The sequence below is a fragment of the Lysinibacillus sp. FSL K6-4013 genome (assembly GCF_038630435.1).
Classification (GTDB): domain Bacteria; phylum Bacillota; class Bacilli; order Bacillales_A; family Planococcaceae; genus Lysinibacillus; species Lysinibacillus boronitolerans.
In genome coordinates this window covers 2896207-2910931 of the sequence record NZ_CP152031.1, presented here as the reverse complement: position 1 = coordinate 2910931, position 14725 = coordinate 2896207, and the positions used below count along the sequence as shown (strand labels likewise).

At 38.2% G+C, this 14725-nt stretch carries 13 protein-coding genes; 12 read left to right on the top strand and 1 reads right to left on the bottom strand.

Annotation, left to right across the window (positions count from 1 at the left end):
• Position 1: 1 nt before the first annotated feature.
• The 10 genes from MHB39_RS14405 (at position 2) to MHB39_RS14360 (ending at position 11286) form a co-directional block, all read left to right on the top strand.
• Positions 2-883: a polyprenyl synthetase family protein gene (locus MHB39_RS14405; RefSeq protein ID WP_342544287.1), complete on the top strand. Its 882-nt coding sequence runs from the start codon at positions 2-4 to the stop codon at positions 881-883.
• Between the two features lie 163 nt (positions 884-1046).
• On the top strand, positions 1047-2948 hold the full coding sequence (gene dxs / locus MHB39_RS14400) for a 1-deoxy-D-xylulose-5-phosphate synthase (protein ID WP_016994729.1): 1902 nt from the start codon (positions 1047-1049) through the stop codon (positions 2946-2948).
• Entirely contained in the window at positions 2948-3766 is an 819-nt protein-coding gene (locus MHB39_RS14395) for a TlyA family RNA methyltransferase (RefSeq protein WP_016994728.1), read from the top strand. Before dxs ends, MHB39_RS14395 begins: the two co-directional genes overlap by 1 nt.
• 100 nt (positions 3767-3866) lie before the next feature.
• A complete protein-coding gene (argR, locus tag MHB39_RS14390; protein WP_016994727.1) occupies positions 3867-4316 on the top strand; it encodes a transcriptional regulator ArgR in 450 nt (149 codons plus the stop codon).
• A 22-nt stretch (positions 4317-4338) separates the two neighbouring features.
• On the top strand, positions 4339-6030 hold the full coding sequence (recN, locus tag MHB39_RS14385; RefSeq protein ID WP_036076572.1) for a DNA repair protein RecN: 1692 nt from the start codon (positions 4339-4341) through the stop codon (positions 6028-6030).
• 122 nt (positions 6031-6152) lie between these two features.
• Entirely contained in the window at positions 6153-7100 is a 948-nt protein-coding gene (locus MHB39_RS14380; RefSeq protein WP_016993891.1) for a SpoIVB peptidase S55 domain-containing protein, read from the top strand.
• Between the two features lie 385 nt (positions 7101-7485).
• On the top strand, positions 7486-8277 hold the full coding sequence (gene spo0A, locus MHB39_RS14375) for a sporulation transcription factor Spo0A (RefSeq protein ID WP_016993890.1): 792 nt from the start codon (positions 7486-7488) through the stop codon (positions 8275-8277).
• Between the two features lie 262 nt (positions 8278-8539).
• Positions 8540-8695 carry a hypothetical protein gene (locus MHB39_RS14370; RefSeq protein WP_342544282.1) on the top strand — a complete coding sequence of 52 codons (156 nt, stop codon included), beginning with the start codon at positions 8540-8542 and terminating at the stop codon, positions 8693-8695.
• A gap of 298 nt (positions 8696-8993) precedes the next feature.
• Positions 8994-10565 (top strand): FapA family protein, encoded by a 1572-nt coding sequence (locus MHB39_RS14365; protein ID WP_312124230.1) that lies wholly within the window; start codon positions 8994-8996, stop codon positions 10563-10565.
• Entirely contained in the window at positions 10558-11286 is a 729-nt protein-coding gene (locus MHB39_RS14360; protein ID WP_036076577.1) for a glycerophosphodiester phosphodiesterase, read from the top strand. The genes MHB39_RS14365 and MHB39_RS14360 overlap by 8 nt, the downstream gene beginning before the upstream one ends.
• 47 nt (positions 11287-11333) lie before the next feature.
• Here MHB39_RS14360 and MHB39_RS14355 read toward each other — a convergent pair whose 3' ends face one another.
• Positions 11334-11570: a DUF2627 domain-containing protein gene (locus MHB39_RS14355; protein WP_016993886.1), complete on the bottom strand. Its 237-nt coding sequence runs from the start codon at positions 11568-11570 to the stop codon at positions 11334-11336.
• 387 nt (positions 11571-11957) lie between these two features.
• Here MHB39_RS14355 and MHB39_RS14350 point away from each other — a divergent pair, with 387 nt between their 5' ends.
• Entirely contained in the window at positions 11958-13052 is a 1095-nt protein-coding gene (locus tag MHB39_RS14350; protein ID WP_036076580.1) for a Glu/Leu/Phe/Val dehydrogenase, read from the top strand.
• A gap of 176 nt (positions 13053-13228) precedes the next feature.
• Positions 13229-14656 (top strand): dihydrolipoyl dehydrogenase, encoded by a 1428-nt coding sequence (gene lpdA / locus MHB39_RS14345; protein ID WP_016993884.1) that lies wholly within the window; start codon positions 13229-13231, stop codon positions 14654-14656.
• Positions 14657-14725: the final 69 nt, after the last annotated feature.

Here is a 14725-nt window from a genome sequence, read left to right as displayed (position 1 = left end):
AATGAATGAGCCATTAAAGTACTTTATTGAAAGCAATACACCACAGATTGAAGAGACGATGTTTGCACTTGTTGAACAAATTGATGCACCAGCAGATTTAAAGGAATCCATGCTTTATTCATTAAAGGCAGGGGGTAAACGAATTCGTCCGCTTTTTGTGTTAGCGGTACTAGAGCTTTACCGTGAAAATCTTCAGGACGGTTTGATTGTCGGTTCGGTTATTGAAATCATTCACACATATTCTTTAATCCATGATGATCTACCAAGCATGGATAATGATGATTTTAGAAGAGGCAAGCCAACAAATCATAAAGTTTATGGAGAAGCGCTGGCTACGCTTGCTGGTGATGCATTAAACACACTGGCATTTGGCATTTTAGCACGCATGGATATCTCTGCTGAAAAGCGTATTGAGCTTGTCCAGTTGCTAAGCGTTGCAGCAGGTGCAGAAGGCATGGTTGGTGGTCAAGTACTAGATATGGAAGGGGAGCAACGTCAGCTTAATTTAGCTGAATTGGAACAAGTCCATGTCAATAAAACAGGTGCTTTATTGCGTTTTAGTATTGAAGCGGGAGCCGTACTTGCAGATGTATCAGAACAAGACCGTGCTACATTGAAGGAGTATGCGCATCATATTGGTTTAGCTTTCCAAATTCAAGACGATATTTTAGATATTGAGGGAACGACTGAAGAACTAGGAAAAACAGCTGGGAAAGATGTCGCTAGTGATAAAAGCACCTATCCAGCACTTCTAACATTAGAGGGAGCAAAAGAAAAGCTTGCTGAGCATTATCAACATGCCATTAACGCACTCGATCAATTACCAATAGATGTAAGCCTATTACGTGACTTTGCTGCTTATATAGTTCATCGTAAAAACTAAGAGAAAATCAAGGCGTTGAAGGAAAAGAATATGCTAGAATAGGTGGGAACGTTTGCAATATGTAAACAATGAAGTGCTCGTACTTTTAGCATATTGATAACACTGCTATAATGGTGGAAACACAATTGCGGTGAATATTTTATTGAAAAGGTGTGTGAGAAAGGTGGATTTAAATAAAATAACTAGTCCATCCTTTTTAAAAAACTTAAATAAGAAGGAGCTTGAGCAGCTTGCCCAAGAAATTCGTACCTTCTTAATCGAAAAATGTTCTGTCACAGGTGGGCATATCGGGCCGAATTTAGGCGTAGTTGAGTTAACGATGATGCTGCATAAAATGTTTGACAGTCCTAAAGATAAGTTTTTGTGGGATGTTGGCCACCAAGCTTACGTGCATAAAATTTTAACAGGTCGTGCGAGTCAATTTGACACACTACGTCAGTTCAAAGGGCTTTGTGGATTTCCAAAGCGCGTGGAGAGTGAACATGATGAGTGGGAAACAGGTCATAGCTCGACATCTTTATCAGCAGCCATGGGTATGGCAGCAGCACGTGATATAAAAAAAGAAAACAACTTTGTTATCCCTATTATTGGTGATGGGGCTTTAACAGGTGGTATGGCACTTGAGGCATTAAATCATATTGGCCATGCAAAAACAAATATGATTGTCATCCTCAATGATAATGAAATGTCGATTGCACCAAATGTTGGCGCATTACACAATGTTTTAGGTCGTCTACGTACAGCCAAGGAATACTCAAAAGCCAAGGAAGAGCTGGAATCACTTATTAATAAGATTCCAGTATTAGGTGGAAAGCTTGCCTCTACTGTTGAACGCGTAAAGGATAGCTTAAAATATTTAGTAGTATCTGGTGTGTTTTTTGAGGAGCTAGGCTTTAAATACCTTGGTCCAATTGATGGACATGATTTTGAAGCGCTTGAAATGACATTATCACATGCGAAAAAAGTAAAAGGGCCAGTCCTTGTTCATGTTATTACGAAAAAAGGAAAGGGCTATAAACCAGCCGAGGATGATACAATTGGGAATTGGCATGGAACAGGTCCTTATAAAATTGAAAATGGTGCCTTTGTGAAGTCTGAGACTACTGGACCAGCATGGAGTAGTTTAATTGCTGAGACAGTTCGTAAAATTGCTCATGAAAATGAGCGAGTGGTAACGATTACACCTGCCATGCCTGTAGGTTCAAAATTGCAAGGTATTCAAAAGGACTTCCCAAATCGTTTCTTTGATGTAGGGATTGCGGAGCAACATGCGGCAACGATGGCTGCAGGATTAGCGACGCAAAAGATGAAACCATTTTTAGCGATTTATTCCACATTCCTGCAACGTGCATATGACCAAGTATTGCATGATATTGCTCGCCCGAATTTAAATGTCTTTATTGGTATTGATCGTGCTGGTTTAGTGGGAGCAGATGGGGAAACACATCAAGGTGTATTTGATATTGCTTTCCTTCGTCATATTCCAAACATGACAATCATGATGCCAAAGGATGAGAATGAAGGGCAACATATGGTAAAAACAGCGATTGATTATGATGGTGGTCCAATTGCACTTCGTTATCCACGTGGTAATGGAATTGGTGTACCATTAGATGATGAGCTTGTAGCTTTACCAATTGGTAGCTGGGAAGTTTTACGTGAGGGGAAAGACGCCTCTATCTTGACATTTGGAACAACGATTCCAATGGCAATGGCTGCTGCAGAAATGCTTGCGCAACAAGGGATCGATATTGAAGTAGTCAATGCACGCTTTATCAAACCGATGGATGAAGATATGCTCCACCGTATATTATCTAGCCAAAAACCGATTTTAACTATTGAAGAAGCTGTTCTACAAGGTGGATTTGGTAGTGGTGTATTAGAATTTGCTCATGACCACGGCTATTTAAATGCGCTTATTGATCGAATGGGTATCCCAGATCAATATATTGAGCATGGCAACGTAGATCAGCTACTCGCAGAAATTCATATGACAGCGGAGGATACGGTTGCACGTATGCACGTATTACTTCAACAAAAACAGCAAGTGGGTTTAAATAAATAATGACAAAACAACCAAAAGAACGAGTAGATATTTTACTTGTAGAGCGTGGACTATGTGAAACAAGAGAAAAAGCAAAACGCTCCATTATGGCGGGCCTTGTCTTTTCGAATGAAATACGAATTGATAAGGCAGGCGAGAAAATTGCCATCGATGCACCGCTACAAGTAAAGGGCTCAGATTTAAAATATGTGAGTCGTGGTGGCCTTAAATTAGAAAAGGCGCTACAAATTTTTGATATGTCTGTAGAAGGGAAGCTGATGCTTGACATTGGCTCCTCTACAGGTGGCTTTACAGATTGTGCCTTACAGCATGGTGCAAGACATTGCTATGCACTAGATGTTGGTTCGAACCAACTAGCATGGAAAATTCGCTCAGATGAACGAGTGACAGTAATGGAGAAAACGAATTTTCGCTATACAACGGCAGCCGATTTATCGGAAGGTTTACCTGATTTTGCAACAATCGATGTCAGCTTTATTTCGTTATCACTGATTTTACCAGTATTAAAAACATTATTGCTGCCAGGCGGGGATGTTATGGCATTGGTAAAACCTCAGTTTGAAGCTGGGAAAGATAAAGTAGGTAAAAAAGGAATTGTTCGTGATAAAAAAGTCCATTTAGAAGTTTTGGAAAAAACGGCAGCAATGGCAACAGAGATTGGTTTTGTAGTGAAAGATGCTTCCTTCTCTCCAATCACAGGTGGAGAAGGAAATATTGAATTTTTATTCCATTTAGTGAATCCTATTGGACAAGAAGATCTACCTGCATATACAGCTTTTAATGCACTCGTTGAAGAAGCGCATAATTCTTTAAAATAACACGTGCTCGCTTATAGAGCCGTGTTTTTTCTTGTGCTTTTTTGTTGAAAATGGTAGTGTGATTATACACATATACAATTATTTATAAGAGGTGATTTCGTTGAATAAGGGACAACGACATATACGGATTCGGGATATTATCGCCAATCATGAAATTGAAACACAAGATGATTTAGTCGATTTTTTAAAAGATGCAGGCTATAATGTGACACAAGCTACAGTATCAAGGGATATAAAAGAGCTTCATTTAGTGAAAGTACCATTACAGGATGGGCGTTATAAATATAGCTTACCCGCAGATCAGCGTTTCAACCCAGTCCAAAAATTACATCGTGCATTAGCAGATGCTTTTGTAAGTATTGATGGAGCATCTCATTTTTTAGTCATGAAAGCTCTTCCTGGGAATGCGAATGCGATTGCATCCCTACTTGACCATTTAGATTGGCCAGAAATTTTAGGTACGATTTCTGGAGATGATACCATTTTAATTATTTGTCGAAATGAAAATGAGCGTGAAAATACAAAAAATCGCTTATTAGATATGCTTTAATTTGATTTAGAGGTGACATTTTGTGTTAAGAGAGCTTAGTATTCGAAACTTTGCCATCATTGAGGATTTGACTGTCAGCTTCTTAGAAGGCTTAACAGTTCTCACAGGGGAAACAGGTGCCGGAAAATCCATTATCATTGATGCGGTGCATTTACTTGCAGGTGGACGAGGCAACACTGAATTTATTCGACATGGCGCAAGAAAAGCAGAATTGGGTGGCTTATTTCAAATTTCGAGTTCAGCTCATCCTGTTCTGAAAAAGTTAGAAGAAGCAGGCATTGAAATAGAAGAAGATACGATTATTTTACGTCGTGATTTAAATGACACTGGTAAAAGTATTTGTCGTGTGAATGGAAAGCTTGTGCCCTTATCGGTGCTTAGAGACATTGGGGCAAGTCTCATTGATATTCATGGTCAGCATGAAAATCAAGAGCTAATGGATGAAAAGCAACACATCAATTTGCTTGACCAGTTTGCAGAAGAAGAGCTATTGCCCATTCAAAAAACGTATCGTGCCCAGTACGATGAATACCGTTTGCTCAAAAAAGACTTAGCTTCTATATCCATTGATGAGCAGCTGATGGCACAACGTATCGATTTGTATCAATTTCAAATTAAAGAGTTGGACGAAGCTAATTTAAAGTTAGGTGAGGAAGACGAGCTTCTAGACGAACGGCGTCGTCTGATGAATTTTAATAAAATTTTTGAACGTTCTAGTGCAGCCTATGAGGCCATACAGGGCGAAACAAAAGGGCTTGATTGGATCGGAACAGCAATGGGTGCTTTAGAAGATGCTGCAATGGTTGATGAGCAATTCAAAGAATCATCGGAGGCGGTTACAAGTGCGTTTTATGCATTACAGGATGCAGCCTATCAGGTTAAAAATGTGTTAGATGAATTGGAATTTGACCCTGCACGTTTAAACGAGGTGGAGCAGCGTTTAGCGTTGTTGCAAACTTTAAAACGCAAATATGGTACGACAGTGGAAGAGATCTTGGCTTATTATGAAAAAATTAAAAACGAGTTAAATGAGCTGTTGAACCGTGATGAGATTTTGCAGGTGAAAGAACGGCGTGTGTTAGAAATGGAAGCTGTACTCAATGAGCTGGCTAGTGAACTTTCAACTGTACGTAAAGCTGCGGCTCAACAATTGAGTGAAGCAATTATGGCAGAGCTACGTGAATTACATATGGAAAAAGCAAAATTTATTGTCAATTTCGATGAATTACCCTATTTCGACGCCAATGGGAAAGATCAAATTATCTTCTACATTTCCACAAACGTTGGGGAGCCACCAAAGTCTTTACCGAAAATTGCATCCGGTGGAGAATTATCACGAATGATGCTAGCGTTGAAAACCATTTTCTCTTCTTCCAATGGCATTACTTCCATTATCTTTGATGAGGTGGATACAGGTGTCAGTGGTCGTGTTGCGCAAGCAATTGCAGAGAAAATTGCTGCGATTTCTGTTAATTCTCAAGTTTTATGTATTTCCCATTTACCTCAAGTTGCAGCGATGGCAGATCATCATTACTTCATCAAAAAAGAAGTCGAGCATGATCGAACGTTTACTTCCTTATCAGAAATTGATCAAGATGCTCGTATAGAGGAAGTTAGCCGTATGATGTCTGGAACGGAAATTACAGCTTTGACACTTCAGCATGCGACGGAGCTTTTAAAAATGGCAGATGAACGAAAAAAACAAATGCGTTAACCATTATTCCAGAAACAGTTTCAGCTGTTTCTGGCTTTTTTCATTTTGCGCAAATATTTACCGCTTATAAGAACGTCACAACAACACATAGTAAAAAGACAAAAATGAAAAGGAGGTGTCGTATGAATCGTCATTGGCGTCAATTAGTCATTTTGCCTATGCTCATCTTTTTATTAGTAATGCCTATACAAGCTTTAGCCGCCAAAAAGCTTATACCAATGGGCGAAGCAATTGGAATTCAACTTCAATTGTCACATGTATTTGTCGCACACGATGTACTATTAGCTTCCAATCAGTGGATGAAAGGAGGCGCTGTTATTGAAAAAATAAACGATATACCAGTAAAATCCCTTGCTGAAGCCAAGCAGGCTGTGGCAAAAGATGGCCAACAAAAATGGACGATCAATAGTGAAGGCCAACAAATTACATTGGAATTACAAAACCAAGAAGCAGAGCATGTCATTTCCTTTTTAAAAGATGAAACAGATGGAGTAGGAACACTGACTTATATTGATCCAGAGACAAAAAATTACGGTGCACTAGGTCATCAAATTGTCGATTCAACCCTACAAGAAGCCCCTGTTTTTAGAGCTGGCTCCATTTTTTTAGCTTCTATTCAGCAAATCCGAAAAAGCACACCAGGCCAACCAGGCTATAAAATTTCCTCCATTGAAAAGCATCAAGAACGCCTAGGCAGTATAGATAAAAATACTATTTATGGTATTTTTGGCCGCTGGGAAGACGGTTATCAACAAAGATTACCCAAAGCGATAGAAATTATGCATGAAAAAGATATAAAAACGGGGAAAGCTGAAATCTATACAGCCATTGAAGGCAGTAAGGTGGAAACCTTTTCAATAGAAATTACCAAAGTGGAAAATGAACGCCTTGAATTTATAGTATCTGACGAGAAGCTCATTGAAAAAACAGGTGGCATTTTGCAGGGAATGAGTGGCAGTCCTATTATCCAAGACGGTCGTTTTGTCGGTGCTGTGACACATATGTTTGTGGAGGAGCCGAAAAAAGGTGCAGCGCTAACAGTAGCGGAAATGTTAAGAAGGTCTTCATAAAAAGGTATGAAAGGTAAAAATCCGTTTAATTTTCCCTAGGCAGGACAAAAGCCGCGGGAAACTACACGGATTTTTTACCTTTATTTCATCGAATCCAACATGTATTTCCGATAATTTCCTGAAGAAGGCATGATATTTAAAAAAACTGTAGTTTTATCTACTAAATTTATCTAAAATAAGTTATAAGAGCATTCGACAGGTCGCAGTTCTTTAGCATAACTTGTCGATATTAAAAGAAAGTATCGGACTACATACTCATTTTTGGAAATAGAAAAGGTTTTTAAAACAAAAATGTCGAAAATTCCACAGTGTGCCAAAAACGGCATTTAGGGGTTTAGGTTATCGCTTTGAGGTGTTCAAAGCAAGTCCAGAAGGAGGAATTGAAATGACAAAGGTAAAAGTAGCGATTGCAGATGATAATCGTGAGTTATTAAAAACAATGGAGCAGTATTTTCAAGGACATGCCGAAATAGAAATTATTGCAACTGCTTCAAACGGAAAAGTATGTCTACAAATGCTTGAGGAATTTACACCAGATATTTTACTTCTAGATATAATAATGCCTCATCTTGACGGTTTAGCTGTATTAGAGTCCATGTATCAAAATGAAAAAATGTCATCAATTCAAGTCATTATGCTAACGGCTTTTGGCCAAGAGGATGTCATGAAACAAGCGGTAGATTTAGGAGCTTCCTATTTCATGCTAAAGCCCTTTGAATTCGACCAATTGGTACAAAAGATTTTACATTGCGCTGGACAGAAGGCGACACTTCCGAAAAAGACAAGCGTACTACAACCGACAGTACCTCAAAAATTAAATCAGCATCAATTAGACAGTACGATTACTGCTATCATTAAAGAAATCGGTGTACCCGCACATATTAAGGGCTACTCCTATTTACGTGAAGCCATTCAAATGGTCTTTGAGGATATTGAATTATTAGGATCTGTAACAAAAATTTTATATCCAGAAATCGCGAAAAAGTTTAATACGACACCATCTCGTGTGGAACGTGCGATTCGCCATGCCATTGAGGTTGCATGGAATCGCGGCAATTATGAATCCATTTCGTCAATGTTTGGTTATACTGTCCATCACTTAAAATCCAAGCCTACAAATAGCGAATTCATTGCCATGATCGCAGACAAAATCCGCATTGATATGATGGCTAGCTAGTACCAATATAATCATTAACATATACAGCAATTATACTTCGCATAGTATAGCGCCTTTTTAAATCATATTGTTTAAAGGGCGCTTTTTTTGTTACTTCAACAAATACTATGGAAATTTCTGTGGCTGTCCTTTAACATTGAAACCGTTAAAAGAACGTCTAAATCAGATAAAAATACACGAAATACATGTAAGAAGGGCAATGGAGTTATTATTCTCATGGTAGGTGATCACAGTAAAAAGTGTAAATATTCAATTAGAGGGAATGAATTCGCTCGAAATCACTCAGATTGAGGAAGAGCTATTTGAGGTGCGTTTAGTATTCGATGGTAAAATAAGTATGCAATATATGAATCGACAGCAATTGAAACAACTAGGTTCTACTTTCCGAATCGAAAGTAATATCAATAAAATAGTCTAAAATACCTAAATTACCTATAGTTTAGTGAGAAGCAATCCTCAATACCTGTCAATGGGAGATGTTTTATTTAAAATAGCCTAATGGAATTACTTTGGATTTATCGGTAATTTTAATAAAAAAACTCAAAAACAAACAATTAATTGGTATTAATTATCTATTTTTATTTATAAAAAATAAAATATTGGCTCATGTTTTAATGATTAGGTGGTACTATTTTCTTTCTCGGTAGTGACAATGGTCTCTAAACAAATGTAAGTGGATTGTATATACTTACATATAGAGGGAAGGAGGAGGTAGCTTGATTCTAGTTCGAAATGAAAACTTCGAAATTTCTGAGGAAAATGGCAAGGTATTTATGCTTACTTTTAGCCCTGGTTTCCCATTAAAAGAATTTGACAGCATCCTACGTAGTCATCCACGACTGAAATTATCTAATTTTTCAATTTTAAAAAATGTGTTATCAACCCAGAATACAAATCCTGTTGAAATTGGACGCTGGCTTCCGAACATTGAAGCAGAAGTGGCACGTGATAAGATGTCAGCCTCTGTTTTTATATATGAAACGCATGATTATATTCAAAATAATAAAGAAAAATTAACACAACAAATCCGAGAAACACTCAATGAAAATGGAATTGTACACGGAATATTGGATTTTGATATATTGAAGGCTGAACCAGGAAAAGCATTCTTAATTGCTCAAGGCGAGCAACCTATAGCGGGAATAGATGCACAAATTACATACTTACCTAAACCCGAGAGAAAGCCAGTCATTCGTGAAGACGGTAAAGCGGATTACTATGATATGAATTTTATTTCGGAAATTTCAGAAGGCTCTTGGCTAGGTGAAAAGATTCCTGCGACATTAGGTAAACCGGGGAAAAATGTGCTAGGTCAAGAAGTTGCTGCTGTACCTGGTCGAGATTATCCAATCAAATACGATACAAAATCGGCCTATGAAGTGGAAGAAGACGGAAAAATCGTCATTCGCTCGAAAATTGCTGGTGTTTTAGATGATGTCAAAGGCATGATTGGTGTAAACAGACACCTTCCTATAAATGGGGATGTTGGAGTGGAAACAGGTAACCTTGAATTTAATGGTTCACTTAGTATTAAAGGTACAGTAACAAGTGGCTATACGGTTATTGCAACTGGCGATATTTCCATTGAGGGAGCTGAGGGTGTAAGCGGTGCCAAGCTTATTAAATCCATTGAGGGTGATGTCTATATTCGTGGTGGCATCTTTGGACTTGGTTCAACAGTGGTAGAAGCAGGTGGCAATATATTTGTTAAACATGTGAATGAAGCAAATTTATTTGCAGCTAATAGTATTCATATTGGTTTTTACGCACTAGGATCACAGCTTTCTGCTCATTCGATTTATGTGGATGAACGAAAAGGTAAAATTATTGGGGGACGTGCAGTAGCCAAAAATACGATTGTTACGGCCATTTCTGGGAACCGATTAGAGCGACGAACAGATTTGATAATAGAAAGTATTAATAAGCAAGAGAATAACACCGTGATGCAGGAAAAAGCAGCACAGCTAAGACAATTGCAAACAGAGATTTCAGCACACGAGAGTAGCATGAAAAATTTATTGCCTTTTCTCAATCAAATGTCCAAAGAACAAGCAGCGTCCTTTGAAGTGACAAAGCAAGCCTTAACTAAATTAAAGGGCGAAGCGCTTACATTAGATCGTGAAATCAAATTATTAATGGATGAAATGCGTCATGTAGGGAAAGAAGAGATTATTGTGACAAAAGAGGCCCATCCTGGAACGTATATTCAAATTGGCAGAAAATCATCTTTATTAAGCAAAATGACGAATGGTAAATTCATCCTAGAATTTGGTGAGTTAAATGTCTAAGGCAGCTTTTATTCCTGTTTTTGCACATCGTGGTGCTTCTGCTTATGCATTAGAGAATACCTTTAAAGCTTTTGAAAAGGCATTAGAGCTAGGTGCTGATGGAATTGAACTAGATATTCAATTCTCAAAAGATGGTTTACCTGTAGTGTATCATGATCCACAATTATCGAGGTTAGTAGGCACCAATAAATTGGTAAGCGATTGTACGATCGAGGAGCTTCTGCGCTTTAAACTTGGTAAGCCTTGGAGACGTTTATTTTCGTCATATAAGATGCCAGCGTTTGAGGCAGTTTTAGCATGGGCAAATACACAGCAGATGCCGTTGAATATTGAATTAAAATCAACGATCTTGGACAATAAGAGTGGGCTAATTCATTTCCTTCGTGGGTTAGCTCTGCCAAAAGGTAGTCATTTTTCATCCTTTCACTATGAGCTTTTAGAGATCGTAAAAAAGCATAGACCAGAATTTGAAACGGCCCTTATTGCGACGAAAAAAATAAAATGGGATCTTCTAGCTGATTATAAAGCGGCTGATAGTGTGCATATGCATAAAAGGTACTACAAACCAAGATACTTGGAGGCCTGTGTTACAAGTGAAAAAGCATGTCGTTTTTATGCTATTGATGGTACAGAATCATTTTTAACCAATCCGCACCCTTCTGTCATTGGTTGGATTACGGATTATCCTGATAAAGTCCTTAGATCTCAGCAACGGGTATAAAAAGAGCTATCCAGTAAGTCTTTCCTGACTTATTTGGATAGCTCTTTTTATTTTTTTTGGAAGCGTGGTGCTACTTTTCCGTTTTTTCGATCGCGATGTAGTAAAAATCCAGCGAAAAACCCAAAGCCTATTACGAAGAAAATGACCCCAACGATAAATTGCAGCCATAAAAATGGGAATGGTGAAATGAGCTTACCAAATAATGTATCACGCATAAATTTAATGCCACCTGCAGCCATAAGACCTGGAATAAGCATTACAATAAATGCAGCTAAACGGGCCATGTATACCCCTCCTTATTCCTATGATTAATTTTACCTGTGGATGGTAGAATGTCAAGGAAGGGTATAAACCAATATAATATTTTTAGCTAAAAACGTAGCAGGACAGAAAGTAGCAATTGTAACTGAATGTTTAGAAAATTCTTACTTAAATAAGAATATGTAATAATAGTTGCGAAATTGTGAATTTGTCAGTATTGTAAAAATAAGTGGAGCAATATTATCCATTACTAAACAATTTCTTCTTTAAGTATTAGGGTCTAAACACCTACTGAATAATAGGAGCTCAGAATTTGCTGAGTGAGGACGCTACGAAGATTAGATTGTTAGATAAAACTTGATTGGATGGGCATTTGGGGATGCACTTTCCAAAGCAAAGGGGCGAGTTTCATGGAAATCTTCAAGTATATGGAAAAGTATGATTACGAACAATTGGTATTTTGCCAAGATGAAGCATCAGGGTTAAAAGCGGTTATCGCTATCCATGATACAACACTTGGACCAGCACTAGGTGGAGCACGTATGTGGACGTATGCTTCGGAAGAAAATGCAATTGAAGATGCATTACGTTTAGCACGCGGAATGACTTACAAAAATGCTGCAGCTGGTTTAAACCTTGGCGGTGGAAAAACGGTCATTATTGGTGACCCATTTAAAGATAAAAACGAAGAGATGTTCCGTGCATTAGGTCGTTTCATCCAAGGATTAAATGGCCGCTATATTACAGCTGAAGATGTAGGTACAACGGTATCGGATATGGATTTAATCCACGAGGAAACAAATTATGTAACAGGAATTTCTCCTGCATTCGGTTCTTCAGGTAATCCATCTCCAGTAACGGCTTATGGTGTTTATCGTGGTATGAAGGCAGCTGCAAAAGAAGCATTCGGTTCAGACTCACTAGAAGGATTAAAAATTTCTGTACAGGGTCTAGGAAATGTAGCCTACAAGCTTTGCGAGTATTTACATAATGAAGGGGCAAAACTTGTTGTAACAGATATCAATCAGGCAGCAATTGATCGAGTTGTTAATGACTTTGACGCGATTGCAGTGGCACCAGATGAAATCTATGCGCAAGAAGTTGATATTTTCTCACCATGTGCATTAGGTGCAATTTTAAATGATGAAACGATTCCACAATTAAAAGCGAAAGTGATTGCTGGATCTGCAAATAACCAATTAAAAGATTCACGTCATGGTGACTACCTACATGAATTAGGTATCGTTTATGCACCAGATTATGTAATCAATGCTGGTGGCGTTATTAACGTTGCGGATGAATTATATGGCTATAATCGTGAACGTGCAATGAAACGCGTAGATGGCATTTATGATAGTATTGAAAAAATCTTTGCTATTTCAAAACGAGATGGCATTCCAACATATGTGGCAGCGAACCGCTTAGCAGAGGAACGTATCGCTCGCGTAGCAAAATCTCGCAGCCAATTTTTAAAAAATGAAAAAAATATTTTACACGGTCGCTAATTTACACGGTTGATACATGAAGAGAAGTCGCATTGTCGACTTCTTCTAATTTTCAACAAGAAATTAGGGCTTTCATGAAGTAAAGCTAAAGTTTCTAAAGCACTGACTGTTAAAAAATCACTTGGTTATTGTTTAATAGAATCCTTTAGCACTTTTCTCAATAGGGGGGAATAAACATGGCTCAAAATTATGATGTTGTCATTTTAGGTGGAGGTACAGGTGGTTATGTTGCAGCCATCCGAGCTGCTCAGCTAGGCTTGAAAACAGCCATTGTAGAGCGTGAGCGTTTAGGTGGTACTTGCTTGCATAAAGGCTGTATTCCAAGTAAAGCCTTACTACGAAGTGCCGAAGTATATCGTATGGCTAATAAAACAGCTAGCGAATATGGTGTCGATATCGAAGGTGTGACATTACAATTTGACAAAGTTCAAGCTAGGAAACAAGCAATCGTTGAGCAATTAAGTCAGGGTGTGAATACACTGATGAAAAAAGGAAAAATAGATGTTTATCATGGTACAGGGCGAATTTTGGGTCCATCTATTTTCTCACCTATGCCAGGTACAATATCTGTAGAAATGTCCAATGGCGATGAAAATGAAATGCTTGTGCCTACGAATGTTGTCATTGCAACGGGCTCAAAGCCTCGTGGTATGGCAGGGTTAACGATAGATGGGCAATATGTGCTGAATTCAGACCACGCATTACAGTTAGAAAGTTTACCAAAGTCACTGTTAATCGTTGGTGGCGGTGTAATCGGAATTGAGTGGGCATCCATGCTTTGCGATTTTGGTGTATATGTAACAGTAGTAGAATATGGTCCATCTATTTTACCAGCAGAAGATGCGGACATCGTTAAAGAAGTGACGAAACAGCTTGAAAAACGAGGCGTTCGTATTGTTACGAATGCTCGCTTAGATACAAATACATTCAAAATCGAAAATGATAACGTTTTCATTTCTGCAAAAGTGAATGAAAAAGAAGAAATTTTTGAGGCTGATAAACTATTACTTTGTGTAGGGCGTGAGGCGAATACGCAAGGTATTGGTTTAGAAAATACAGAGATCGAAGTGGAAAACGGCTTTATTAAAGTGAATGGTTCCTATCAAACGAAAGAGTCTCATATGTATGCCATAGGAGATGTGATTGGCGGCTTACAATTGGCACATGTCGCTTCTCATGAAGGGCTTTCAGCTATTGAGCATATAGCAACAGGGAAAACAGAGACATTGGATGCACTAAAAGTACCGAAATGTGTTTATTCCTATCCAGAGGTTGCTAGCATTGGATTAACAGAAAGTGCTGCTAAAGAACAAGGCTTTTCATTAAAGATTGGTAAATTCCCGTTTAAGGCCATTGGTAAAGCATTAGTAAATGGAGAAGCAGAAGGCTTTGTCAAAATTATTGCTGATGAAGAAACAGATGATATTTTGGGTATTCATATGGTAGGGCCTCATGTAACAGATTTAATTGGTGAAGCATCCTTAGCAAAAGTGTTAGATGCAACACCATGGGAAATTAGTCAGGCCATTCATCCACATCCATCCTTAAATGAGGTGTTAGTGGAATCTGCTCTCGCAGTGGATGATCGCGCTATCCATTTTTAATTTTCTGAATTTCATAACTAACATATCCAAAAGTGGGGATATAGGATAAGATAGTTATTTCTCTATAAT